The 24,377-nt window shown below is 65.3% G+C and carries 26 protein-coding genes; 20 read left to right on the top strand and 6 right to left on the bottom strand.

Annotated elements, in window-relative coordinates; all coding sequences use genetic code 11:
• Positions 1-2 precede the first annotated feature (2 nt).
• Both WDO72_00890 and WDO72_00885 read left to right on the top strand, forming a co-directional pair.
• Positions 3-1,901, top strand: a complete 1,899-nt coding sequence (locus tag WDO72_00890; protein MEJ0084213.1) for an ATP-binding protein — start codon at positions 3-5, stop codon at positions 1,899-1,901.
• A gap of 48 nt (positions 1,902-1,949) precedes the next feature.
• Positions 1,950-3,470 carry a sugar porter family MFS transporter gene (locus tag WDO72_00885; GenBank protein ID MEJ0084212.1) on the top strand — a complete coding sequence of 507 codons (1,521 nt, stop codon included), beginning with the start codon at positions 1,950-1,952 and terminating at the stop codon, positions 3,468-3,470.
• 42 nt (positions 3,471-3,512) lie between these two features.
• On the opposite strand, the gene WDO72_00880 is transcribed toward WDO72_00885, so the two are convergent.
• Positions 3,513-3,779 (bottom strand): hypothetical protein, encoded by a 267-nt coding sequence (locus WDO72_00880; protein ID MEJ0084211.1) that lies wholly within the window; start codon positions 3,777-3,779, stop codon positions 3,513-3,515.
• 172 nt (positions 3,780-3,951) lie between these two features.
• Between WDO72_00880 and WDO72_00875 the strand changes: the two genes are divergently transcribed.
• The 7 genes from WDO72_00875 to WDO72_00845 all read left to right on the top strand — a co-directional run bounded on the left by WDO72_00875 (position 3,952) and on the right by WDO72_00845 (position 8,851).
• Complete coding sequence (locus tag WDO72_00875) at positions 3,952-5,235, top strand: cation:proton antiporter (protein MEJ0084210.1); 1,284 nt, start codon at positions 3,952-3,954, stop codon at positions 5,233-5,235.
• 106 nt (positions 5,236-5,341) lie between these two features.
• Positions 5,342-5,614, top strand: coding sequence for a CsbD family protein (locus WDO72_00870; GenBank protein MEJ0084209.1), 273 nt, complete (start codon positions 5,342-5,344; stop codon positions 5,612-5,614).
• Between the two features lie 2 nt (positions 5,615-5,616).
• The gene (locus tag WDO72_00865; protein MEJ0084208.1) at positions 5,617-6,036 is read left to right on the top strand and encodes a DUF4398 domain-containing protein; all 420 of its coding nucleotides are present in this window, start codon (positions 5,617-5,619) and stop codon (positions 6,034-6,036) included.
• Between the two features lie 12 nt (positions 6,037-6,048).
• Complete coding sequence (locus tag WDO72_00860; protein ID MEJ0084207.1) at positions 6,049-6,960, top strand: OmpA family protein; 912 nt, start codon at positions 6,049-6,051, stop codon at positions 6,958-6,960.
• 11 nt (positions 6,961-6,971) lie between these two features.
• Positions 6,972-8,027 (top strand): sigma-54 dependent transcriptional regulator, encoded by a 1,056-nt coding sequence (locus WDO72_00855; GenBank protein ID MEJ0084206.1) that lies wholly within the window; start codon positions 6,972-6,974, stop codon positions 8,025-8,027.
• 13 nt (positions 8,028-8,040) lie between these two features.
• Positions 8,041-8,310, top strand: coding sequence for a GlsB/YeaQ/YmgE family stress response membrane protein (locus WDO72_00850; GenBank protein ID MEJ0084205.1), 270 nt, complete (start codon positions 8,041-8,043; stop codon positions 8,308-8,310).
• Positions 8,311-8,329: 19 nt separating this feature from the next.
• Entirely contained in the window at positions 8,330-8,851 is a 522-nt protein-coding gene (locus WDO72_00845) for a YetF domain-containing protein (protein ID MEJ0084204.1), read from the top strand.
• Here WDO72_00845 and WDO72_00840 read toward each other — a convergent pair.
• Complete coding sequence (locus WDO72_00840; protein ID MEJ0084203.1) at positions 8,784-9,179, bottom strand: hypothetical protein; 396 nt, start codon at positions 9,177-9,179, stop codon at positions 8,784-8,786. The two genes, WDO72_00845 and WDO72_00840, sit on opposite strands and share 68 nt — an antisense overlap.
• Positions 9,180-9,312: 133 nt before the next feature.
• Here WDO72_00840 and WDO72_00835 point away from each other — a divergent pair, with 133 nt between their 5' ends.
• A complete protein-coding gene (locus tag WDO72_00835; protein MEJ0084202.1) occupies positions 9,313-10,200 on the top strand; it encodes a mechanosensitive ion channel family protein in 888 nt (295 codons plus the stop codon).
• A 73-nt stretch (positions 10,201-10,273) separates the two neighbouring features.
• The gene (locus WDO72_00830; protein MEJ0084201.1) at positions 10,274-10,870 is read left to right on the top strand and encodes a hypothetical protein; all 597 of its coding nucleotides are present in this window, start codon (positions 10,274-10,276) and stop codon (positions 10,868-10,870) included.
• A 16-nt stretch (positions 10,871-10,886) separates the two neighbouring features.
• Here the strand turns inward: WDO72_00830 and WDO72_00825 are convergent, their stop codons facing one another.
• The 3 genes from WDO72_00825 to WDO72_00815 all read right to left on the bottom strand — a co-directional run bounded on the left by WDO72_00825 (position 10,887) and on the right by WDO72_00815 (position 12,342).
• The gene (locus WDO72_00825) at positions 10,887-11,090 is read right to left on the bottom strand and encodes a hypothetical protein (GenBank protein MEJ0084200.1); all 204 of its coding nucleotides are present in this window, start codon (positions 11,088-11,090) and stop codon (positions 10,887-10,889) included.
• Between the two features lie 17 nt (positions 11,091-11,107).
• Positions 11,108-11,797, bottom strand: coding sequence for a DUF4142 domain-containing protein (locus WDO72_00820; GenBank protein ID MEJ0084199.1), 690 nt, complete (start codon positions 11,795-11,797; stop codon positions 11,108-11,110).
• A 140-nt stretch (positions 11,798-11,937) separates the two neighbouring features.
• A complete protein-coding gene (locus WDO72_00815; protein MEJ0084198.1) occupies positions 11,938-12,342 on the bottom strand; it encodes a hypothetical protein in 405 nt (134 codons plus the stop codon).
• 269 nt (positions 12,343-12,611) lie between these two features.
• Between WDO72_00815 and WDO72_00810 the strand changes: the two genes are divergently transcribed.
• Positions 12,612-12,953 (top strand): DUF883 family protein, encoded by a 342-nt coding sequence (locus tag WDO72_00810; protein ID MEJ0084197.1) that lies wholly within the window; start codon positions 12,612-12,614, stop codon positions 12,951-12,953.
• Positions 12,954-13,032: 79 nt separating this feature from the next.
• Positions 13,033-13,584, top strand: a complete 552-nt coding sequence (locus WDO72_00805; GenBank protein MEJ0084196.1) for a DUF4142 domain-containing protein — start codon at positions 13,033-13,035, stop codon at positions 13,582-13,584.
• Positions 13,585-13,588: 4 nt separating this feature from the next.
• Here the strand turns inward: WDO72_00805 and WDO72_00800 are convergent, their stop codons facing one another.
• The gene (locus WDO72_00800; GenBank protein ID MEJ0084195.1) at positions 13,589-16,753 is read right to left on the bottom strand and encodes a PAS domain-containing protein; all 3,165 of its coding nucleotides are present in this window, start codon (positions 16,751-16,753) and stop codon (positions 13,589-13,591) included.
• A 259-nt stretch (positions 16,754-17,012) separates the two neighbouring features.
• Between WDO72_00800 and WDO72_00795 the strand changes: the two genes are divergently transcribed.
• From WDO72_00795 to WDO72_00765, 7 genes are all read left to right on the top strand, one after another.
• Positions 17,013-17,585, top strand: a complete 573-nt coding sequence (locus WDO72_00795) for a GNAT family N-acetyltransferase (protein MEJ0084194.1) — start codon at positions 17,013-17,015, stop codon at positions 17,583-17,585.
• Positions 17,586-17,611: 26 nt separating this feature from the next.
• Positions 17,612-18,166 carry a polysaccharide biosynthesis/export family protein gene (locus tag WDO72_00790; protein MEJ0084193.1) on the top strand — a complete coding sequence of 185 codons (555 nt, stop codon included), beginning with the start codon at positions 17,612-17,614 and terminating at the stop codon, positions 18,164-18,166.
• Positions 18,163-19,365, top strand: a complete 1,203-nt coding sequence (locus WDO72_00785; GenBank protein ID MEJ0084192.1) for a hypothetical protein — start codon at positions 18,163-18,165, stop codon at positions 19,363-19,365. Before WDO72_00790 ends, WDO72_00785 begins: the two co-directional genes overlap by 4 nt.
• On the top strand, positions 19,366-21,024 hold the full coding sequence (locus tag WDO72_00780) for a GNVR domain-containing protein (protein ID MEJ0084191.1): 1,659 nt from the start codon (positions 19,366-19,368) through the stop codon (positions 21,022-21,024). It abuts the gene before it with no gap.
• Positions 21,025-21,040: 16 nt separating this feature from the next.
• Entirely contained in the window at positions 21,041-21,877 is an 837-nt protein-coding gene (locus WDO72_00775) for a CpsD/CapB family tyrosine-protein kinase (GenBank protein ID MEJ0084190.1), read from the top strand.
• Between the two features lie 326 nt (positions 21,878-22,203).
• Entirely contained in the window at positions 22,204-22,887 is a 684-nt protein-coding gene (locus WDO72_00770) for a putative Ig domain-containing protein (protein ID MEJ0084189.1), read from the top strand.
• 59 nt (positions 22,888-22,946) lie between these two features.
• On the top strand, positions 22,947-24,374 hold the full coding sequence (locus WDO72_00765; protein MEJ0084188.1) for a pectate lyase: 1,428 nt from the start codon (positions 22,947-22,949) through the stop codon (positions 24,372-24,374).
• Positions 24,375-24,377: the final 3 nt, after the last annotated feature.

The following is a 24,377-nucleotide window of genomic DNA, read 5'->3' as shown; positions in this document are numbered from 1 at the left end:
TCATGAACGACGCGAATCGGGATTTCACGGCCGAACACGCTACCACTGACCTGCCGCTGCAGGCCCAGCTCATGGGCAGTCTCGCGCTGGTTTTCATCCTGAGCGCGATCGCTGGCATCGTGGGATACGCGACGTTCGACGGTTCCTCGCTCGAGGCCAGCGCGCGCGCCAAGGCGACCATGTACAGCTCGAACCTCACCGCGCAGTTGTACGGCGCGGTTGCGACGGGTGATGCCGGTCTCGCCGAGGAAATCATTCAACCGCTCGTCACCGACCGCAACGTGTATGGCGTCGCGGTGTATGCGCCGGGCGGACGCCGGCTCGCGGGGCATGGCCGTTATCCGAGTTCGTTCGTCGGCGGCGATGCGGTCACGGCCGCCGACGACCGGGTATTGCTGTCGCTGCACGACATCGCGGTGGGTGAGGGCGCCGCCGGGCATCTGTATCTCGCCCTATCTACCGAACACATCGCCTCCGCGCGGTTCCGCGCGGCGCAGTTTCCGGCGATGACCACGGCCGTCGTATTGCTGTTCGCCATCCTGCTGGCGCTGGCGCATTCCTTCAGCGTCATGATGTCCGAGGTGGTGCGCATGTTCGAAGAGCGCCGCCAGATGGAGCGCACCGAGAAACAGCGCCTGGAGACGCTGGTGTCGGAGCGCACCCGGGAGCTCGAACGCGGCCGGGAACAATATCGCCTGGTGGTCGAGGGCACACACGCCATTCCGTTCGCCCTCGACGTCGAGGACGGGCACTTCGAATACATCGGCCCGCAGGGCCCGCAGCGCCTCGGGTTCAGCGAGGAGATCTGGAAGCAGATCGGCTTCCTCGACAAACTCATGCCGCGCGATCGCAACGGCCCGGTGCGCCAGAGCATCGACGACAGCAAGAGCGGCAACTTCGAGCTGGAAACCACCGTCCTCACGCAGGACGACAAACGCATCGACCTGCGCTGGGTGGCCAGTTGCGAGCAGAGCGAAAGCACCGGCCAGCACAAAGTGTTGCGCGGCATGATGCTCGACGTCACCGATCAACGCCGCCTCGAAAGCGAGCTCGCCCAGGCACAGAAACTCGAGAGCGTCGGCCGTCTCGCCGCCGGAGTCGCGCACGAGATCAACACACCCGTGCAGTTCGTGTCCGACAGCGTGCACTTCGTGCGCGAGGCAATGGATGACCTGTCCGGGATCGTCGACAAATATCGTGAGCTGCGCACCGCCACGCAGAACAGCAACGGCGATGCGAACATCGCGGCCGCCGCGAAGGCCGCCGAAGAAGCCGAGGACGACGCCGACCTCGACTACATTCTCGAGAACGCGCCGGTGGCGCTCGATCGCGCGCGCGACGGCCTCGGCCGGGTCGCCGCCATCGTGCGCTCCATGAAGGAATTCGCGCATCCGGATCGCAAGGAGATGGCGCAGGTCGACATCAACCAGGCGATCTCGAGCACACTCGTCATCGCCACCAACGAATACAAGTATGTCGCCGAACTCGAAACCGGTTTCGGCGAGCTGCCGCCGGTGAACTGCTACGCCGGCGAGATCAACCAGGTCGTGCTCAACCTGATCGTCAACGCGTCGCACGCGATCGCGGACGTCGTCAAGGGCACGGCTGCGAAGGGCAAGATCCGCGTGACCACACGCGTGCTCGGCGAGCAGGTCGAGATCGCCATCTCCGACACCGGCAACGGGATCCCGGTGGAAGTGCGGCCGCGCATCTTCGATCCGTTCTTCACCACGAAGGAAGTCGGCAAGGGTACCGGGCAGGGCCTCGCCATCGCGCGCAGCGTGGTGGTCGACAAACATGCCGGAACCTTGCATTTCGAAACGGAGACTGGTCAGGGCACCACGTTCTTCATCCGCCTGCCCATCGCCGGCATGAACGGCGCCTCCGTGGCGGCGGCGTGAGATCCGCCATGCACTGTTCGCACCTGGCAACCCGCTGCATCGAAAACGATGTCACTCCGCCCTCCAACTACTGATTCGACGGACGTGCGCATGAAACTCGCCAAGGTCTCCACAAGTCACATTCAAGCAGTTACCGGTACCACGTTCGTGGCGACGCTGAGTTCGCTGCTGTTCGGATACGCGACCGCGGTGATCGCGGGTGCGGTGGGCGCGATCGATCACAACTTCATCGCGCCGCGGCAACTGTCGAATACCGCCGCCAACGCCTTGCTGGGCCTGACGGTGTGCAGCGCGCTGCTCGGCACCATCCTGGGCGCGCTGATCGCGCGCCCGACCTCCGCCTTGTTAGGGCGCAAGCGCCCGATGATTCTCGCGGCCGTGTTGTTCATCGTGTCGGCGGTGGGCTCGGCGTATCCGGAGATCGGCGTGGCGCCGGTGGGCACGATGGGCCCGGACGCCATCTGGGCTTTCAACATCTACCGCATGATTGGCGGCGTCGCGGTGGGCCTGGCATCGATGATCGCGCCTACCTACGTGGGCGAGTTCGCGCCGAGCGCCGTGCGCGGGCAACTCGGCGCCTATCAGCAGATCGCGATCACGGGCGGCATGACCATCGCGTACTTCGTCAACTGGGGCATCTCGTTGCAGGGCGACGACCAATGGGTGCTCGAGATCGGCTGGCGCTGGATGATGCTGGCGCTGGCGATTCCCGCGCTGGCATTTTTCTACCTGAGTTTCTCGGTGCCGGAATCTCCGAGCTGGCTGGTGAAGACCGGGCGGATCGCTCAGGCCCGCAAACAGCTGGCGCGCTCCGGCGACGCCGATGAAGTGCGCACGATGTTGAGCGAGCTCGCCGAGTCGCATCCCGATGAGAAGCCGGCGCCGCTATTGACGTACGGCTGGCGGGTCGTGCTGGTGGGCGTCGCCTTGTCGGTATTCCAGCAGGTGATCGGCATCAACACCGTGCTGTACTACGGTCCGGTGATCTTCGCGAAGATGGGCTATCACATGGATGAGGCATTCCTCGGCACGTTGGTCGCCTGCGTGATCAACCTCATGTCGACCATGGTCGTGGTGCTCATCGTCGACAAGGTCGGGCGCAAACCGCTGCTGATTTTCGGCGGCCTCATCATGGGCATCTCGATGTTGACACTCGGTGCGTTGTTCCACGCGCAGAACACCGGCATGTTCGGCCTGGCCGCGATCTGCATCTACCTGGCGGGCTTCGCGATCTCGTTCGGGCCCATCGTGTGGATCATGATGACCGAGATCTACCCGGCGCCGATCCGCGGGCAGGCCATGTCGATCGCGGTGGCTTCGCAGTGGATAGCCAACCTGGCGGTTTCCGCGACCTTTCCGCTGCTGCTCGGCAACGACACGCTGAACTCGGCGTGGAACCACGGCTTTCCGTTCCTGCTGTACGGCAGCTTCGGGCTGCTCGCGGCGTTCGTCGTCATGCGTTACGTACCGGAGACACGCGGAGTGGATAGCGAATCGCTCGTGGCGCTGTGGCGGCGCGAAGACGTCGCCGCGGCCGAGGAGAAATATCTGGAGCGCGCGCGCCCGTAGAATCCCGCGCGGCTCGGCGGGCCGCGCGGGCATGGGCTGTCTCTATTGGCGCGATTGCCGGAAAGAGTCGTCGTACTCGGCGTTGTCCAGATAACCGTCGCCGTTCTTGTCGGCGGTTGAAAAGCTCTCGACGAGTCTGGGATCCGCCGAGGCCTCCGGCATCGAAATGCGGCCATCCTTGTTCGCATCGAGCGAGTCGAACGATGCGCTCTGGCCGGCGGGAGTGGCAGGCCGGGTCTTGTCTCCTTCAGCGGCCGCTGCAGCCAACGGGATCAATGCGACGACGGCCGCGGCGAGTAGTTTGTTCATGAGCGTTTCCTTTGAGTGGGCTTCCGCAACCACTCTACGGCGCTGCTCGCCGGCCGTGCCATGCGACAAAGCCGCCTCCATGCGCCGGCGGACGGCGACAGGCGCCAACCACTGACACGGATGTAGGACCCGTCCGAAGGCCGCGACGGCCGTATCACCGCAGCCTACGTCGATGAATGCTTTCTGGTTCCTGCTGGTCGGTGTGTTGCTGGTCGTGATCGCGCTGCTGGGGCGGTTTCTCGATCGCCTGCCGGTGAGTCCGGCCATGATCTATCTGCTGGTCGGGTTTGCGCTCGGCCCCGCCATGTTCGACGCCCTGGAACTGCATCCGCTGCGCGAACTCGTGTTGCTGGAGTCGATCACCGAAATCGCGCTGTTGATCGCGCTGTTCACGGTCGGGATCAAGCTGCGTGTTCCCATCGGGGACTGGCGCTGGAGCCTGCCGCTGCGGCTGGCCACGGTATCGATGCTGATCACGATCGCCGGCATCGCGGCGATTGCCGTCTGGTTCCTGGGGTTCGGCTGGGGCCTGGCGCTGGTTCTCGGCGCGACCCTGGCGCCCACCGATCCGGTGCTCGCATCCGACGTGCAGCTGCGCGGTCCGCACGACCGCGACGCACTGCGTTTCGGATTGACCGGTGAGGGCGGTCTGAACGACGGCACTGCATTTCCTTTCGTGCTGCTCGGGCTCGGACTCATGGGATTGCATGACCTCGGCGCGCACGGCTGGCGCTGGATCGCGATCGACCTGGTCTGGGGCACGGTGGGTGGCCTCGGCATCGGCTTCGCGATCGGCCACCTGCTGGCGATGGGGGTGCGTGCGCTGCGCGCCTGGCGCCAGGACCTGGTGCACTTCGACGAATTCCTGCTGCTGGGCACGATCGCAGTGAGCTACGGCGCGGCACTGGCCGCGCATTGCCTCGGGTTCCTGGCGGTGTTCGCGGCGGCGCTGGCGCTGCGCCGCGCCGATGACATTCATGCGGATTCGCGCCGCACCACCGACAAACCACCGCTCACTCCGAGCATGCTGAATGTGAACGAGCAGCTCGAACGCATCGTCGAGGTGGCGATCGTGCTGCTGGTCGGCGCGATGATCTCGACCGGTTACTGGTCGTGGGACGGCTTGTTGCTGGCCGCGATCCTGTTCGTCGTCATCCGTCCGCTGTCGGTCTGGGTAGGCGTGCTCGGCATGCCGGCCCAGCAGGCGCCGCGTCGCTTGTTAGGCTGGTTCGGCATCCGCGGCATCGGCTCCGTCTACTACGCCGCGTACGTCGTGAGCCATGAAATCGACTACCCCGTGGCGGTGCAGCTCTTGTCCTGCGTGTTCACGGTGATCGCCGCGAGCATCGTCGTGCATGGAATCTCCGCCGCCCCGCTCATGGAGCTCTATCAAACCAGGAAGGAGCGCAGGCGGGGCCGCACACGCGCTGCCGCCGCGCCGCTGTCGGACAAATGATGACGGTGGAACGCCTCGATCCCCACGAGCATTGCAGCGCCCGCCGCTGCCGCGCAGCACGGCAGCCGTCCAGACTCGATGCAACAGGATGACAACGAGGGCAGTCATGAACTGGGACCGCATTTCCGGCAATTGGACACAGTGGAAAGGACGCATCCAGGAGCGCTGGGGCAAATTGACCGAAGACCATCTCGACGTGGTCGCCGGGCGCCGCGATCAACTCTCCGGCCGCATCCAGGAAGTGTATGGCCTCACCAAAGACGAAACCGAGCGTCAGCTGCGCAACTGGGAGCGCAATCTCGCGGTGGAAGAATTCGACGCGCAGGACCTGGTGCTCGATGAGGACGCGCCATCCACCGACATCAATGGACGGGGGTAGCCATGTTCACCTTGAACGGAATTCGTAACGCCTTCTTCTGCGCGATCGCGTTCGGCATCGTCGCCTGCGCCACCGCACCCATGCCGGTGGAAAAGCTCGCTGTCGCGAAGAGTTCGATCGAACGCGCCGAACAGGCCCAGGCCGCGCAGTTCGCCCAGGTGGAGCTCACCAGCGCGCGCAACAAGTATGCCGCCGCGCAGGCCGCCACCGACAAGCACGAAGCGGACATCGCCGCCCGTATGGCCGATCAGGCCGACGTCGATGCGCAGCTCGCCGAATCCACCGCGCGCGCCAAGCAGCAGGAACAGCTGGTTGGCGAGATGGACAACTCGCTGCGCGATCTGCGTAACGAGACGCTGCGCCGGGACAACGCGGGCGCCGGCGCCTCGACGCCGCAACGCGCCACGCCGCCGCAGCAGTAAGGAGACGCCGCCATGAAACGCAATCTCATTGCCATCGCAGTCGCCTCCGCCCTGTTAGGCATGGCCGGTTGTGAAACCACGCCCACGAGCAACGCGACGCTGGAGCAGGCGCGTGCTGCCGTGCAGGAAGCCGAATCGGATCCGAATGTCTCCAGGTACGCAGCGACCGAACTCGATCGCGCCCGCAAGCTGTTGATCAACGCGGAAGGCTCCGCGAAGGAGCACGGCGCGAACGACAAGAACGCCGCGCACTACGCTTACCTGGCGACCCAGATGGCGCGCATCGCGGCGCAACGCGCGCAGGAACAGGTTGCGACCGCGCGCATCAAGGCCGGTGAAAGCGAGCGCCAGCAGATCCTGCTGTCCGCGCGCGAGCACGAAGCAGATAACGCGTTGTCCCAGGCGCGCGTCGCGCAGTCGCAGGCCGAGGCGGCGCGCAACGAAGCGCAGAATGCGCAGGCGCAGCTGAACCAGTCGCAGGCGGAATCGCAGCGGCTCGCCGCGCAACTCGAGGACCTGCAAGCTTCGCAGACCTCGCGCGGGATCGTGCTGACCCTGCAGGACGTGTTGTTCGACACCGGGCGCTCGCAACTCAAGCCGGGCGCGGAGCGTTCGCTCGACCAGATCGCCGCATTCCTGAACGACCATCCCGAGAGACGGGTGCAGGTCGAGGGGTTCACGGACAGCCAGGGAACGAACGACTACAACCTGGAGCTCTCGCAGAGCCGTGCCGATGCGGTGGCCATGGCCATCATCCAGCGCGGCATCGACGCGCAGCGCGTGCGCGCGATGGGTTACGGCGAGGAATATCCCAAGGCCAGCAACACCAACGCCGGCAGTCGTCAGCTCAACCGTCGCGTTGAAATCGTCGTGTCCAACGGCGACCAGGCGATTCCCGGCCGCGCCACGGCCGGCGCGCCGTAACTTGCGCAGCGATGAAAGGCAGCGGTCAATTCATGCCGGCCAACTACGGTGGTGGCCTCGTCGAGCGTTCTCCGGTGGTTAGCCTCGGACCGGTGCTCGATGACAGCGCGCTGCGCCTGATCGGGAATTCTCAGGCACTGCAGAAGGTGCGCGACCTGATCGGGCGCGTCGCGCCGACCGATTCGACCGTGCTTATCTGCGGCGAGAGCGGCTGCGGCAAGGAGCTGGTCGCCGAGTCCATCCACGCCATGAGCCCGCGCGCGGCCAAACCACTGGTGGCCATCAACTGCGCCGCGATTCCGGCGACGCTGATCGAAGCGGAGCTGTTCGGTCACGAACGCGGCAGTTTCACGGGCGCCATGCGCACGCGCGAAGGAGTGTTCGAGCGCGCCAGCGGTGGCACCCTGTTGCTCGACGAGATCACGGAAATGCCGCTGGAGTTGCAATCGCGCCTGCTGCGCGTGCTCGAGACCAAACGGCTGAGCCGGGTGGGCGGCTCCGCGGACCTGCCGATCGACGTCCGAGTGCTGGCGTCCACGAACCGCCCGGCCACGCAGGCGATCGCGGAAGGCCGCCTGCGCGAAGACATCTACTACCGGCTGGCGGTGTTGACCGTGCATTTGCCGCCGCTGCGCGAACGTGGCGACGACGTCCTGCTGCTCGCGGACTTTTTCCTCTCCGAGCTCAATCTTCGCAACGGCACGCACAAGCGCCTTTCGGAGGAACTGCGCGCGCGGTTTCTCGCGCATCGCTGGCCCGGCAACGTGCGCGAATTGCGCAACGCCGTGGAGCGCGCGTACATCCTGTGCGACGGCGAGCTCAACCTGACCGACGCGGAGATGCCGACGCTGCCCGATCCGCAAGACGGCGGCACCTTGGACAAGGAAAACATTCACATGCCCATCGGCGCGACGCTGGAGCAGATCGAGCGGACCTTCATCCTCGCGACCCTCAGACATTTCGAAGGCGACAAGCGCCGCACGGCCGACGTGCTCGGTTGCAGCCTCAAGACGCTTTACAACAAGTTGCATGCGTACCAACGCGATCGCAACGCCGGCATGAACTAAAAAGGAGATATCGATGGGAATCATTCTGTGGTTGGTAATCGGTGGTGTCGTGGGCTGGCTCGCCAGCATCGTGATGCGCCGCGATGGTAGTCAGGGGATCATCCTCAACGTCGTGGTGGGCATCGTCGGTGCCGTGCTCGGCGGCTGGTTGTTGAGCCCGGTGCTTGGCGCGCCGACGATCAATTCCGGCGTCATCAGTATCGGCAGCTTGCTCGTGTCGTTCCTGGGCGCCGTGATCCTGCTCGCCATCGTCAATCTCATCTCGCGCAATCGCGTGCGTTGATCGGAAAGGGGATCGGGGCGTGCTCGCGGATCTGTTCCGCATCCATGTCTCGATCCCCGAGTTGATGTTGCGGGGCACGCTGGTCTACTGGCTGCTGTTCCTCATCTTCAGATTCATCCTGCGCCGCGACGTCGGCGCGGTCGGCATCGCCGACATCCTGTTGCTGGTGATCGTGGCGGACGCGGCGCAGAACGCGATGGCCGGTGGCTATGACACGTTCGCCGAAGGCGCGATCCTCGTGCTCACCATCGTCGGCTGGAACTGGCTGCTCGACCTGTTGTCGTATCGCTTCACGGTCGTGCGTCGATTCGCCTCACCGGGCCGTCTCACACTCGTTCGGCGCGGGATTCCGCAGCGCAAGAACCTGCGCCGCGAGTTCATCACCATGGAAGAACTCGGTGAAAAACTGCGCGAGCAGGGGATCGAGCAGATGAGCGACGTGAAGGTGGCGTATCTCGAAGGTGACGGCCAGATCAGCGTGATTCGCAACGCGCCTGCGCAAGAAGGGAAGCCGCAGCGCCGTGATCCTCCGGGAGCGTGAAAGCTACAGGCGCGCGGAAAGTCAGCTCGCCGCTCTCGGCGTTCCATTCGAATTCAACGGTTCTTTGTGCACCACGGCTCAGCAGCCGGCGCAGCTCGTCCGCATCGGGGTCGGTGGTAATCCGCTCGAATCGTAGCTCGATGCGTTGAGCTGACTCTCCTGCAGGGCAGTCGAGCAGCTGAACCGCGCGCGCGGCATCGATCAATTCCCCAGCAGTCCGTAGTCCCGTCTCTCGCGGCGCGGGCGGCGCCTGCGCATCGGTCGCTGCGAGCGCCATGCCGGCGCCCAGCCAGGAGACGATGAAGACCAGCCGTTTCCCTGAATTCATGTGCTTATCGTGGAACTTTTCGCCGCTGTCGCCTTTCGGAGTCCGCAGCAGCCGCTCGTAGGAACACGCCGCATGTATCGACGCGGCGATTTACGCTAACTTGCGGGCTCGAACTTCAGACACGGGGCGATCGATGGATCACGAAGAAAAAGTGGTGCAATGGTTCAACGCGATGGATTGGATCCAGGCCGGCTCGCGTATTGCGGCCATCCTGGCGATCTCGTTCCTGCTGGTGTTCGTCGCGCGCCGGTTGATCGCCGGTCTCGAGAAGTTCACGGCCACGCACGCGCACGACGTGGAAGCGAAGAAACGCGCCGCCACGGTCAGCAACGTGCTGCGCAAACTCGCGACCATCCTGATTTCCGCGCTCGCCACGCTCGCAATCTTCAACACGCTCGGCATCTCGATCCTGCCGTTCCTTGCCACCGCCGGTGTCGCGGGCATCGCGATCGCCTTCGGCGCGCAATCGCTGGTCAAGGATTTCTTCCGTGGCTTCTTCCTGCTGGCGGAGAACCAGATTCGTCAGGGCGACGTCGTGGAGGTGGCCGGCAAGAGCGGCCTGGTCGAAGACCTCACACTGCGCTACGTGCAGCTGCGCGATTACGAGGGCAACGTGCACTACGTGCCGAACGGTGAGATCGGCGTGGTGACGAGCTCGAGCCGTACGTTCGCGTACGCGGTGGTGGACGTGACGATTGCGCTGGAGCAGGACATCGCGCCTGTCATCGACGTCATGCGCGACACCGGCGTCGCGCTGCGCGCGAACTCGGTGTTCGGCCCGAAGATCCTCGACGATCTGGATATCGCGGGTATCGAGGCCTGGACCGAGCGCGGCATCACGTTGCGGGCGCGTATCAAGGTGCAGGCGCTGGAGCAATCCAATGTGAAGCGCGAGTTCCTGCTGCGCCTCAAACATGCCTTCGACAAGGCCGACATACAGCAGCCCCGTTCGACCGTCACGATCATGGAACGGGGGCCACCCACCGCGCGTGCCCCGGTGCCCGAAGGACCTCCTGCGTGAGGTCCTTCTAACAAGTGGCGGGCCCGACGGGCCGCATTGTCAGAAAGCGTCCCCTGGCGGCAGACTGCCTGTCATGCCCACCAGGATGCTGCTGCTATTTGCCTCCCTGCTGTTGGCCGGCTGCAGGCCATTCCTCGAGCTGGGCTACTCACCACCCGCGCCCGAATACCTGCCGGGCCTGGCGTCCAGGCCGTTCAACCTCGTCGTCACCGACCTGCGGCCGTACGTGACACACGCCAGGAAGTTTCCGTTCTATCTCGGCATTGTCAGGGGTGGGTACGGCAATCCGATCGACGTCTTCAACAAGCAGAAGCGCTCGCTGGCGGAGCAGATGAAGGGAGATTTGCGGCAGGAATTGCTGAGCCTCGGGATGGTGGAAGCGTCCGGCGCGGCTGTGCCGCAATTGTCGGTGCGTATTCACGACTGGAACTTCGACAGTGCGGTGTCCAGCCGCTTCTGGTACGACGTGGAAGTGTCGGTGACGACTCCCGACGGCAAGTTGCTGGCCAACAATCGCGCGGAGGACACCAAGATCCTCGACAACACCAATGTCTTCACGGGTGGAATTCCCGCCATGCAGAAGGCGATGCCGGCGTTTTACGCTGAGCTCATCCACAAACTGATACGCAACGATCCGGCAATACTCACGGCCCTGCAGCTGGGGCGTTGACCGCCGTCGAACGGGTTCAGTGCGCGGTCACCGCGCTCTGCGTCGCAGGCCCGGTATGCGACGCGCCGCCTTCGCTTTCCCAGCGCTCGCGCTCGAGATCCTCGTTGAGACGGCGGCGCTGTTCTTCGGCCTTGCGCTGCGAGCGCGCGGCGACGAACGAAGCCGCCAGGATGGCGATGCCGGCAATGCCCAGTAGTTTGATGATTCGCATGGCTACCATGTTTTTCTCCGTGGTGGTCATTTCTGCAGACCTTTGAGTTGGGCGAGGTGCTGCTCGATGGTCGGCAGGGTGTCGCGCGCGTATTTGCGCAAATCCTTGTCTTCGCCGCCGGCCGCCTGTGCCCGGTAGAGGGCAACGGAGCGCTCATGCCCGGCGATCATCTCCGCGGTCCATTTCGCATCGAAGTCGCTGCTTGCGCTGCCCGATGGCGGGGCGGCGGGCGCGGACGGTGGCGGCACAGGCCATTGCTTCGCCTCGGCGATCTGCGACAGGCGGGCATTCGCATTGTTGTGGTCGGTGACCAGCATCTCGGCGATGCGCTTGAGTTCGGGAGCCTTCAACTGCGGCAGCGCCTCGCGCGCCGAAGTCACTTCCTTGCGGCCGTTTTCGGTAGCGACCCTGACGAACGCGATGTCGTCGAGGGGTTTGCCCACGGCCGGCGCACCGCCGCCTTCGGCCGCCGGGGCATCGATCGTGGCGGCGTGGTTGGCTTCCATTTCAACCGCCATCAGCGGCACCAGCGAGCCGCTTCCGGCGCTCCAGCTGTCACCTGAAAGGGAGGCGGCATTGTTCAGGGCGGAGTCGGGCAACGGCTGCGCCGGTCCGACCGTGGATAGGCTCACGGCCCAGGCGGGCGCGGCCGTCGCGATGCCGATCGCCACGAGGCTCGTGCCGACCGACCGCAGTTTCCTCGCAATCATGTTCATTCTCCTCTATCCGGACAACCCGTCCGGCGGCAGTAGTTAGCTGCCGCCGGACGGTCTGCCACGCAATCACGACCGTTTGCAATGGTCTCGCAGGTGGGCATCACCCCGTCGTGAGTGCGCATTCCTTCCATCACCAGACTTCAGTTCGTCGGCTGAATCGACGCCGAACCGGAACGCTTCGCGGCATCGAGTGTCGCCTGGGCCTGCGCCTTGGCCGACTCGTAGGTCGCGTCAGCCTGGTCCTTGCAAGCCTTCTGTGCATCGCTGCCCAGGGTCTCGCACTTCTCGGTGGCGATCTTCTTCTGGCCATCGGCCTGCGCCACCGCCACGTCGTACTCGGCCGCGGCGCGGTCTTCCGCACCTGCGGTCGCCGTATCCGCCGCCTCGCGTGTCTCTTCGGCGACGTTCTCGTTGGCGTCCTGGCGGGCCTCTGCCACATCCTTCGCCGTCTCGTTGGCCGATTCACGCTGATTGCAGCCGGCAAGCGCGCATACGCCCACCGCTGCCGCCACTGCCAATGTCCAGCTGCTGTATGTCTTTGTCATGTCATCTCCTAGAAGGGGGTTCGAATGGCGAGTCGTTGGTCCGATTCGGTTGTCGCACTGAATGCTGCGCCCGCGCGCCAGTGCGGCGCGCGCAGAAGATGCGCCCATACGTCGTAAGACGTGACCGACCGCGATGGACGTGTCGGTGCATCCCTACACGCGTCCGGTGCGGATGAGGGGCCGCTGTGCTGTGTGCGCTGACACGGCTGCAAGGCCATCAGCCTTAGGGTGGCACACCCCACAACGTATTCCCCTGAGGAGGAGACTCGATGAGCATTCAATCAAAGGCCTATGAGAACGGCACGCGCAATTCCGAAACCACGGTGATCGAGCTCAACCGCATCGTCGCGCAGGCAGAAGAACTGCTGAAGACGCTGGGCGAAGAGGGCGGAGCCGCGGTGGATGCCGTGCGCGCGCGTGTTTTGCGCACCGTCAGCCAGGCGAAGGTCCGTCTCGCCGATGCCGGCACGCGGGTGCGCGGCGCCGCCAACGATGCGGCCAAGGCCACGGACACGTACGTGCAAGAGAATCCGTGGAAGTCGATCGCTTACGGTGCGGCCGCCGGGGCTGCCGTGGCGCTCATCGCCGCGATCGTGCTTCGTCGAGACTAGTTAGAGACGGAAGTGGGCGGCGCCGGCATCGCCGGTGCCCGCCTGCGACCGGGAAGTCTGTCGGTTCAACGGAGCGCCGATGATCACATTCACGATTTCCATGCTGCTGGCCGGCGCGACCGTCGGGCAGACCACATTGCCCCGTCACCCGGATCCGGCCGGGCTGCGGCAACAGCGCGACGGCACTCCGACCGATCCTCTGTTCGATCGGGCGCTGGTGGCGACCGATGATCCGGCGTTTATCGCCGCTGCCCTGGAAAACACGCGGCAGGGCGTTGCCGAGGCGCGTACCGCGAGTGAAATCCTGGAGGCGGCGCCACTGCGCGCGGCGGCGAAACAGATCGGCGCGACGAACGATGCGACCGCACGCAGCCTCGAGGCGATCGCCAAACGCAAGGGTTGGCGCCTGCCGGAAGGTAATCCGCAGCGCGCAGGTTCGATCGCCGCCAACACCGAAGCGCGCAGCAACGCGAATTTCATCATCGGGCAGCTTTCCTGGCACCAGGCGACCATCGATCAGTACCGCGCGCAGATCGCAGGCCAGGGCGATGCGGAGCTCAAACGCGTGCTGCGCGAGGCGCTGACGCGTTACGAGAAAAACCGCGACCTGTTGCTGACGCTCAAGCCGTAGCGGTTCAATGCCGCCGCGGAGGCGTACCGCCCGCCGCCGCGCCAGTCAGCTGGCGAATCGCGCCGATCAGCCGTCCGACCTGCACCGGCTTGGCGAGATGTTTCTGAAACCCCTTGTCGAGCGCCCGGTCCCGGTCCTGCGGACGGGTGAATGCGGTCAGCGCCACCGCCGGCAGATCGCTGGCGTTCACCTTGAGGCGCTGCCGCACGGCTTCGATGAGGTCGTAACCGGTAGAGCCCGGCATTCCGATGTCGCTCACCAGCAGGTTGAAACGTCCGGAATCGGCGGCCAGCTCGTCGAGTGCTTCCGATGCCGAGCTCACGCTGACGATTTCCGCGCCTTGTTCTGCCAGCAACCGTTGCAGGTATTCGCGCGAATCCGCCTCGTCATCGACCGCGAGAATGGTGAGGCCGGCGAGCGGCTTGTCGGTCTGGCGCGTGGGGAAATGATGGTGGGCGATCGCCACTTCGCCATCTCCCGGCACGAGGGGTGGAACCCGCACGGTGAACTTCGCCCCCTTGCCGCGGCCTTCGCTATCTACCGAGATCGACCCGCCGTGGGATTCGACCAGTTGCCGCGTGATCGCCAGCCCGAGGCCGAGACCCGCGAAGCGGCGGGCGCTGCCGACATCGGCCTGGCGGAACTTCTCGAAGATATGCGGCAGGAATTCCACCGAGATTCCCTCGCCGCTGTCGCGGACTTCGCAGCACGTCATGTCTCCTTGCACACCGGTGGCGATCTCGATGACGCCATCGGCGGGAGTGAACTTGATCGCGTTGGACAGCAGGTTGCTCACGATCTGTTGCAGTCGCACCGAATCCCCCATGACCGGCAGCGGCTCTTCGCTGAGCGAACATTCGATCCGGATCTTGCGCGCAGCGATGGTCACGCGCATGGAATCGAGCGTCGCGCGCACCGCGTCGTTGAAATCCATCGGCTCGAAGGTCAGCGACAGCTTGCCGGACATGAGCTGGTTGGCGTCGAGCAGGTCGCCTAACAACTGCGTCTGCGCGCGGGCATTGCGTTCGATGACCTTGAGCCCGTCCTGGATCATGGCAGGGGCGACGCGCGGACGTTGCAACAGCGTCGTCCAGCCGAGGATGGCGTTGAGCGGGGTGCGCAACTCGTGCGAGATGGTGGCGAGGAATTCGTCCTTGGCATGCGCGGCCGCGTTGAGCTCGCCGCGCGCGGCGCGTTCGGCGTCGAGCGCGGTTTCGAGCCGCTGCAGGCTGTCGCGCACCTGTTGTTCGGCGGCGCGTTGTTCGGTGATGTCGGTATGCGACCCCACCCATTCGACGATCTCGCCGCGTTCGTCGCTGACCGGGACGGCGTGAACGGAGAAGGTGCGGTACACGCCATCGCGGCGCCGGACGCGCTGCACAGTGACGAGATCCGTGCCCGACCCGATGGCCTGTGCCCACGCGTCGAGCGTGGGCTGCACATCGTCGGGATGCAGCGCTTCAATCCAGCCCATGCCCTGCAGCTCCTCGCTCGACTGCCCGGTAAACGCACTCCAGCTGGTCTGTTCGCCCACGGCACGGCCGTCGCGCGAGTGTGTCCAGATGATGCCGGCGGTGGCGAGCAACGCGGCCTTGAAACGATGTTCGCTGGTCGCCAGGCGCGCTTCAGCTTCCTTGCGCTCGGTGATATCGAGCACGCTGCCGACCACGCGGACGATGCTGCCGGCGCGATCGCGCGTCAGGACGCAGTGATCCCAAATCCAGACGAAACGTCCGTCGCGGTGACGCACGCGGTACTCGCAGGCGATGCTGTCGATGTCGTGGGCGGAATCGGCGGCGCGCAAGACACGCGCCGGCAGCGACAACGCGCGGTCCTCGGCATGCACCAGGTCTTCCCACCAGCGGCTCACCGGCGAGATCTCGGAGCCGCGATAACCCAGGATCTGTTCGATGCCGGAGGTGCGCAGGATCTTGCCGCTGCGGCAATTCCAGTCGTAGACAAAACCCGGCAATGCCAGCGCCGCGAGCTGCAGCCGCGTTTCGCTCGCCTCGAGCGCCAGCGCCGCGTGTTTGCGCGCGGTGATGTCCATCGTGATGCCGACGATCACGGGCTGCCGGTCGCGCAGTTCGCGCCAGCAGGTGGCCAGCATCCAGCTGTCGTCGTGCATCGGAAATTCGAATTCCGCCTTGCCATCGCGCAGGCAACGCGCCAGACCCGTTTCGAGATACTCGTTGCCGGAGGGGTCGAGCCGTTCCTCGCCGTCGATGCACACCCACTCGCGCGTGCCGGGCAGCCACTCCCACATGAGGATTCCGGTGGCGGTTTTCGCCAGGCGCAGCCGGTTGGCGGCGAGCTGCATCGCCTCCCTCGCACTCGCGGCGCGCCGCTGCGCGCGTTCGACCCGCGCCGCGTTCCACATCACGAGCCAGGTCAGGCCGCAGCACATCGTGGCGGCCAGCAGCGCGAATGCGAAGTGCAGGGTGTACAGGCCCGCGCGCACGCCGGCCAGCGCCAGTGCGGCGAACGTCAGCGGTGCGAGGATGGTCCAGGCGATGATGCCGCGGGCCGAACTACCCGCGGCCGAAGGCCCTAACAACACCGAGACCCAGCCGGCGTCGCCGCGCAGCGTGAGCGTGGCGAGGATGACCAGCGCGGCGATCGCGTGGGCCGCGGCGGAGGGCAGCCGATCGAGGCCGAAACTCGCGAGCGTCGGGCTGCCGAGCAGCAGGCCCACCAGCGACGTGCCGATCATGAACAGCCCGACGCCGGCCGAGGCCGTCGACAGCCGCACGCCCAGCCGGTCGTGCAGCGGACTCAGCGCGACCGCGAGCGCGGCTACCAGGCACACGAGGCTCGTCGAATGGGCGATGCCGCCGGGAAACGGCGCGGCGAATGTCCGCAACCCGTAGGGCGACGCGAGCAGCCACGGGCGCAGCAGCGCTTCGAGCGCCACCGCCGCGGCAGCGGCGGCTACGACTTGCGCGGCGCTGCGTGTCCACCGCGGCTGGAGGCTCGACAGCAGCGCCGCGAGCGCCAGCAGCGAAATACACAACGCCGTCTGCGGCGTCATGAGCGCGGGAATCAGCGGACGCAGCGGCGCCACGTCGAAGGCCCAGCCGCCGAGCACGACGAGACTGACGAACAAGGCGGTGCCCGAGAGCAGTCGCGACACGCGCATCGTCGTGGTGGAGAGCGGGGCGGTCTTCATGCGTGCCGATGAGTATTGCAGGCGGGTTGGGGCTGTGACTGTCGGGTTGTTCCTACAGTACGCTTCTTTGCTGCGTGCGAGGCTCCGGTTCTGTCCTGCAACACAGACTCCGCCGCGTCGGCCGTGCTGCATGACGGAAAGTTCTGTCGGACGGCGCCGCATGATTTGTGCCGGCGCGCGTCACATGCAGGTGTTTTCCAGCTTCGCACGGCGCGGCCTCCGACGGCGAGGCGGTTCGCGGTACGCGACTCTACGCCCCATGCACAGAGCCGCAGCTTCTCCCGCACCGCGTTTTCAGGCTGGTTTGTCGAGCGCGTGGCTGGCGCGACGCTGGTACTACACGCCGCGTTCGCATCGCGCCTACAGCGTGCGGCAGATCTCGCCCGGCGACCGCCGCCTGCTGGCGGAATTCGCGCTGGCGCTGCATCACGGCGCGGCGGAGCGCGATCGGCGCGACATGCAGGGCCTGAACCACATTCTTTTCGATCGCGTCATCGCCAGCGACGGCGCGGACTCCTCGGTGGGATTCGCCGCGCTCGAAAACACGTCGGCCGGAGATCGTGTGATCGGCGTCGCGGCCTACGCGCCGTCGAGCCGGGTCGACGCGGATTTCATCGTCGCGGTGGCCAACACTTATCGCGAGGAACAAGTCGGACGCACGTTGCTGTCGACGCTGTTGCGCCACGCCAAACGTGTCGGCTTGCCGCGCCTGAGTGGCGAGATGTTCTGGTCGAACCGTCCGATGCAGATGCTGGCGATGTCGATGGGTTTCGTGGTCGAGACGTCGCCGGGCGACCGCAACCTGCGGCGTTTGCAGCTGTCGCTCAAGTAGTTCCAAACCTTGGCTGGAGAATTGCGATGAAGAAGTTTCTGATGGCCTGCTGCGTCGTCATGGCGCTGGCCTGGGCCACCAACCTCCTGGCGCAGGACGCTAACTACACGGTGAAGCCGGGCGACCTGCTGTCGGTCAGCGTGTGGAAGGAGCCCGACCTGCAGCGCCCCGCGCTGGTCCGTCCCGACGGATCCTTCTCCTTTCCGCTGGTGGGTGAGGTGGATGCGAAGGGCAAGACCGTGGCGGATCTCAACAAGACGGTGAGCCAGCGTCTCGCCAAATTCATCTCCGATCCGGTGGTGACGATCTCCATCCAGGAGATCAAGGGCAACAAGGTCTACGTCATCGGCCAGGTGAACAAGCCCGGGGAATTCATCATGAACCCGACGGTCGACGTGATGCAGGCATTGTCGATGGCCGGGGGCACGACGCCATTCGCGGCGCTCTCCGACATCGTGATCCTGCGGCGCACGCCCACCGGCAAGCAGGCGCTGCCGTTCCGTTACAACGACCTGGTCAAGGGAAAACGCCTCGACCAGAACATCGATCTGCAGAGCGGCGATGTGGTGGTCGTTCCGTGAGCAGGCACGCCGCGCAACGCATCGTCGTCACGCTCATCGCGAGCGCCGTCAGCATGGCCGCGGCCGGAGCGGACTGGCAGTTCAATCCAGCCGTCGAGGCGGGGTATCTGTACGACGACAACTATCGCCTGACCGCGCCCGGCTCCGAGATCGACGTGCAAGGCGCCTTGCTCGACGCGCAGCTCGAAATCCTCAATCTCACGCCGGCCGGTGAATTCAGCTTCACGCCGCGCGTGCGCAGCACGTATTTTCCGGACGCCGGCGACGTCGATACGACGGACTATTTCGGCACGCTGAACTGGCAGCATCGCGGTCAACGGGTGACCAGCGGCGTGCGCGCGGACTTCGCGCAGCAGGACGTGGTCAACAGCGAGCAGCCCGATGCCGACGTGGACTCCGGACTCGGCGATCCGGTGCTGGGCGATTCCGGCCGCGTGCTCGCACGCAACCGCCGCACGCGCGCCTCCCTGGCGCCATCGGTGGAGTTCGATTTGTCTGCGCGCCGTGCGCTGCAGTTCCAGGCCAACTACACCGACATCCGCTTCGACCGCGAGATCGACAATGCACAGGTGGGTTACAACTCGGCGGATGTGAGCGCCGGACTGGTGTCGCGTCTCACCGAACTATCGACGCTGACCACACGCCTGCGCGGCGCGCGTTTCGACATCGACACGCAGGGCGTCACCAATTCGTATGGCGCGGAACTGCAATGGGATACGCGCAATGCCGCCGAGACCCGCAAGTTCCTGCGCCTCGGCGCGCAGCAGGTGGAGCTCATCGACGGGGGTTCCGAAACCGCGTGGGTGGCCGGTGCGGGCGTGAGCTTCGTGCTCGGCCGCAACGAGCTGTTCGCCGACCTGGCGCGCAGCGTCGGTCCGTCGGCGGCCGGTGCCGTGGTGGCGCGGGATCAGCTGCGGCTGCGCTGGACGCGCGCGATGACGCCGCGACTCAGCGTGCTGGCCGGCCTGCGCGGCACGCACGACGACGACGTGAACGACGCGTCGGATTTCCAGGCACGTTCGTACGCCACCGGCGACGTGGGCCTGCAATGGCGCTGGCAGGAGGAATTTTCGCTGCGCGTCGCCTATGACTATACGTGGCAGGAATTCGAGGACGCGCCGTTCGACGCGACCTCCAACGGCGCCACGATCTCCTTTCTCTACCAACCCGTGCAGCGTGGCCGCGCAAGGAACGACTAGATGGACTCCCAGGCATCACCCGAATTTTCCGACTACATCCACGCGATCGCACGCCGCAAATCGTTGCTGGTCGGCGTGGCGATCCCGATCGCGTTGCTGGCGGTGCTGCTGTCGGCGACGTTGCCCGACGTGTACACCTCGTCGGCGCTGGTCGAGATCGACGAGCCGTCGAACACGGCGTCGCTAGCCACCGGAGCGAGCGCCTCGGCGGAGTCCAGTTATGCCGACCAGTACGTGCAGAACCTCAAGGGCATCGTGTTGACGGATGCGAACCTGCGCAAGCTGAACGCCGAATTCGATCTCTACCCGGATCTCGCCGACGATGAATCGGCGATGTTGCAGCGGGTACGCCGCGACATCGACGTGAAGATCGTGACCACGCCGATCCTCGATCCGCGCACCGGTCGCGAACGTGAGGTGGTCGATGCGTTCACCTTGTCGTACGACAATCGCGTGCCGGCCAAGGCGCAGCAGGGCGCCCAATGGCTGGTCGGCGCGTTCCTCGCTGAGCATCGCCGCCAGCGTCAGGGCCGCGCTTCGAACGCCGCCGAGTTCTATGCGAAGGAGGCGGAGCGCGTCCGCACGCACGTTGCGCAGCTCGAATCCAAGCTCGCGGATTTCAAACGCGCGAATGCCGGCCAGTTGCCGGAGCTCACCGAAGTCAACATGTCGATGATGGATCGCACCGAAAGCTCGCTGGCCGCCAACGACATGCAGGCGCGTTCGCTGCGCCAGGAGCGGGTGTTCCTGGCCGCGCAGCTCGAGCAGACCCGCGCGCAGGGCCCGGATTCCGCCAGCGTGCGGCAGCTCGAAGACCAGTATTCGCGCATGCGTTCGAGTTACGACGAGAGTCATCCGGACATGGTCGCGCTGCGCCGCCAGATCGACAGCCTCAAGTACGGCACGAGTGCCGGCGCCGGCACCAGCCTGCGTTCGCAGCTGGCGGCCAAGAAGTCGACGCTCACCGAAGCGCGGCAGCGTTACGGCGAGGAGTACCCCGACGTCAAGAAGCTGCAGCGCGACATCGCGACGCTCGAGGCGCGTATCAAATCGGGCGAACGCGGCGATGTCGAGATGAGCGACGGCACGGCGGTCGGCATGCAGCTGCGCACGCAGATCAACGCCATCGACAGCCAGCTGGCGAGCCTCGCGGCGCAGAACGCCGAGCTGCGTTCCAAGATGTCGGGGCTCGAGCGCAATGTCACCGCGGCGCCGCAGGTCGAGCGCGAATATTCCAACGCCACGCGCGACCTGACCATTGCGCGCGAGAAATACGAGCAGTTGCTCAATCGGCAGATGGACGCGGAAGTGAGCGAAGCCGCTATTGTTGGAGGCCGCGTGGACGAGTTCCGTCTGATCCAGTCGCCGATGCTGCCGGCCATGCCGTCGAAGCCGCAACGGCTCGCGATTCTGCTGATCGGCCTGGTAGCCGCCATGGTCCTGGGGCTTACCGCGACCGTCGGCGCCGAAGCCCTCGATCCGAAAGTGCGCGGTGCGCGCGACGTACGCGAGCTGCTCGGCGTGTCGCCGCTGGTGGCGATCCCGACGATCCGCAATTCGCGTTCGCGGCGTCGCAATGCATGGCGGTTCGCCGCGGCGAGCGCGAGCGGCGTTGTCGGCGTGTGGATCGTGTTCACCGTCGTCAAGAATTTCATCTGAAAAAGAGCACAACATCATGAGCACCACCTTCGATGACGTGCGCCGGAACCTGGCCGAACGAGCCGGCCCCGAGCGTACCGAACGACCCAACGCCATCGAGTCTTCCAGCTTGCGCCAACGTGTGCGGCGCGTGAGCGCGGCGCCGGCCGATTTGCAGCAGGCGCGCCGCTTCCAGAACGCGAGCGTCGACACGCGCGCCATGGAACGCCAGTGCGTGTTGCCGGCGGTGTCGGATACCGCGGCGTTGCGCGCCTTCAAAATCCTGCGCACACGTGTACTGCGCCGGCTGGACATGCAGAAGTGGAGCAGCATCGCCGTGTCCGGCATGTCGGTGGGCGAGGGCAAGACCCTCACCGCCATCAACCTCGCGCTGGCGCTGGCGCAGGACGTCAACACGTTCGTGTTCCTGGTCGACCTCGACCTGCAACGCCCGCAGGTCGCCAACTATCTAGGCATGAGTTTCGAGAAGGGTCTGTCGGACTATCTGCTCGGCAAGGCGGAGCTGGACGAAATCGTCTACAAGCTGCACTCCGAGCGCCTCGGTGTGATTCCGAATGCGCGCGCATTCCAGCACTCCTCCGAATTCCTCAACAGCCCGCGCATGGGCGAATTCCTGCAGGCGCTCGAACGCGAGGCGCCGCGCCGCATCGTGATCTTCGACATGCCGCCGCTGCTGGCGTCGGACGACGTGCTGGCGTTCGCGCCGCAGTTCGATTCGTTGCTGCTGGTGGTGTCGGAAGGCAAGAGCGGCCGCGCGATGTTGCGCGGCGCGAAGGAAGTGCTCGCCGAGATGAATCTGTTGGGCGTGGTGCTGAATCGCTCCAAGGAACGCAACGAAAGCGCCTACTACTGAGCTGCCACGTGTTAGCTAGATAGAGGGCCTTCATTCCTCGATCCTGCGGGTCGCCGCGCCCGGCTGGAAGCCACCCGCCGGTGGCCTTCCATGCTTCATATATAAGAGAGAGGCGGAGCCAGCCCCGGCAACCGCCCGTCCGGCGTCACGGTTTTGCCCTATCGGGTAAACACCGGCGTTGACTTAAGTCATTGATTCTGGCCGCTGTCGCCAACCTGCGACGTCAGCCGCCTAGGGCACTTTCCTTTTACTGCGTTGAATCGTTTTCAACCGGACTCCTAAATCGCACCTTCTCAAACACGGTGCGAGCCGGAGGATTCCGACACATGCAATTTTTCGCGCGTAACGGCGTAAGAACTTTCTTACCGGCACTGGCCCTGGCGCTCTGCCAAGGCGGGTGTGGTGGAGGCGGGGATGCGGGTTCTGCCGCTGCTCCGCAGGGAAGCGCGCCAACCGCTCCAGCCCCGGCAGCCAACTCGGCGCCTTCGATCGACGGCGCGGCGTCGGCCTACGCGCAGGTCGGTGTCCCCTATGACTTCCGGCCGACGGTCAAAGATGCCGACGGCGACGCCCTGACTTTCAGCGCCGCGAATCTGCCGCCGTGGGCGACCCTCGATCCGAAGACCGGCCGCATCGCGGGCACGCCGGCCGCGGACGACGTCGGCGCCTACGAATCCATCGTCATCAGCGTGGCGGACGCGACGCACACGGTGAAGACCGGCGCATTCGAGATCACCGTGTTGTCCGTCGCCAGCGGCATGGCGGCCCTGCAGTGGGAGATTCCTGCGTCGAAGGTCAACGGTTCTCCGCTCGACGATCTGGCCGGCTATCGCATCCTGTTCGGCCGCAGTCCGGAAGACCTCGACCACAGCGTCTTCATCGATGGCGCGGCCGTGACCACGTATGAAATCTCGGCGCTCGACCCGGGGGTCTGGTATTTCGCAGTAGTTGCCGTGAATGCGAACGGACTCGAGGGTCCGCCTTCGACCGCCGCGATGAAGTCCATTTGATGATCGGCCCAGCGCTTCCCATCGACAAACAACGTCCATCTTCTTCGAGGGTTTCCGGAATGCAGTTCGCCACCGTTCGCCGTTTGCTGACGCAACGATTTCTGCTGGCCGCCGCCGTGCTGGCACTGGCCGCGACCAGTGCTCACGCAGTGCCCGTGATTCCTGGCGCCGCGGGCTTCGGGATGGACAATCCGGCGGGCCGGGGAGGCACCGTGATCAAGGTGACCAACCTCAACGCCAGCGGACCCGGTTCGCTCAAGGCCTGCGCCAGCGACTTCAACGGTCCGCGTGTCTGCGTGTTCGAAGTGTCGGGGGTCATCCGCATCACCGAAGACATGATGATCCGCTGGAACAACATCACGATCGCCGGCCAGACCGCGCCGTCGCCCGGCATCATGATCCGCGGTGCAGCGCTGCGCATCCAGGCATCGAATGTTCTCGTGCAGCACATCCGCGTGCGCGCCGGCGACGATCCGAACGGCCCGGATCCGGCCAATCGCGATTCGCTCAAGATCGAAGGCACGGCGGCCAAGCCGGTCGCGAATATCGTGATCGACCATTGTTCGTTCGGTTGGGCGGTGGATGAAATCGCCAGCGTCTGGGGCGTGCACGACAACGTCACCTTCACGAACAACATCTTCGCGGAGCCGTTGAACCAGTCCATCCATCCGACGGATGACGGCAAGGCGATCGAAAGCCATGGCTTCGGTGTGATCTTCGGCAGCAGCCCGAGCGGTGGCCGCGTGACGCTCACCAACAATCTCATGGCGGACATCGTCGAGAGAAATCCGCTGTCGCGCACGCGTGAACTGGTCATGGTCAACAACGTGGTCTACAACCGCGTCAATTTCGACGTCGACCTGCAGAGCGAGAAGGGGATCTCCACCAGGAACTCGGTGGTGGGCAATGTGTTCCTCAAGGGCCCGAGCTTCACGCTCAAGACCAAGCCAATCTATCTGCGCACCAAGGGCAGCTTCACGCTGCTGGCGGGCAGCAAGGTGTACGTGAAGGACAACTACGCACCGGAAAATGGCGGCAGCGCCGTTGCTTCGCTGGTGCAGTTCACCGGCGGCGACATCATCTCGGGATTGCTCCAGACCGCGACTGCACCGACGTGGAACACCGGTCTCAACGTGCGCACCACCGCGAACAACGCCGTCTACAACAGCGTGCTCAAGTACGCCGGCGCGCGGCCCAGCGACCGCGATGCGGTCGAGAAGCGCATCGTCAAGCAGGTGCAGGACCGCAAGGGCGCCATCATCAACTGCGTCGCGAGCAACGGCAGCGAGCGCTGCAAACTGAACGCGGGCGGCTGGCCGAGTTACGCGCAGAACACGCGCAAGCTCACGATTCCTGCGAACCCGGGCACAATGACATCGAATGGCTACACCAATCTCGAGAACTGGTTGCATTCGATGGACCAGACTGTGCAAGGCGTGACGGCGGCCGAGAGTCCTACATCACCGCCGTCGCTGTCGGTGCGATGAGAC

It is taken from the genome of Pseudomonadota bacterium (genome assembly GCA_037200975.1).
Lineage (GTDB): Bacteria > Pseudomonadota > Gammaproteobacteria > Steroidobacterales > Steroidobacteraceae > CADEED01.
The sequence above is the reverse complement of the archived record's forward strand: the minus strand, read 5'-3'. Positions and strand labels throughout refer to the sequence as shown.